1 protein-coding gene is annotated in these 493 nt (G+C 26.6%); it reads left to right on the top strand.

Annotation, left to right across the window (positions count from 1 at the left end):
• Window positions 1–183 precede the first annotated feature (183 nt).
• Window positions 184–441: a hypothetical protein gene (locus tag AYC60_RS02350; RefSeq protein ID WP_067320847.1), complete on the top strand. Its 258-nt coding sequence runs from the start codon at window positions 184–186 to the stop codon at window positions 439–441.
• Window positions 442–493: the final 52 nt, after the last annotated feature.

Raw genomic sequence — 493 nt, 5'->3', positions numbered from 1 at the left:
GATATAAAGGATTTGGCTAGTTATCCTGTAAATAATAATTTAAATAAGGCTAAAGTTTGATTTCCATGAATAGAATTACCTAAGTCTGAATTTGAATAAAATTTAGTAATCAAGAACCCTATTAAGATAGAAAAATTTTATGAAATCAATATAAGGGTTGTCGAAATAAAGTAAGTTGAAAGGTTGACTGAAAATACAGCATTACTTAGAATTATTGTAGATACTGGAACTGAATTGAGACAAATAGTATCTGGTAATGCAAGTCATTATAAAGATGAACAAAGTTTAGTAGGTAAAAAAGTTATAGCTGTCTTTAATTTAGAACCAGTTGAGATTAAAGGAATACTTTCTCAAGGTATGTTACTAACTACTGCTGAGAAGAAAAAGGTCTCTTTAGTATTAATTGATGATGCAGTCAAAGTTTCAACTAGTATAAAATAGGAGTATTGATGAATAAAAATAAAATACTAAAAGAAATTTCTGTAATACTTAT

Source organism: Streptobacillus felis (assembly GCF_001559775.1).
GTDB classification, from domain to species: domain Bacteria; phylum Fusobacteriota; class Fusobacteriia; order Fusobacteriales; family Leptotrichiaceae; genus Streptobacillus; species Streptobacillus felis.
This window is presented reverse-complemented; position numbering and strand designations above follow the sequence as displayed.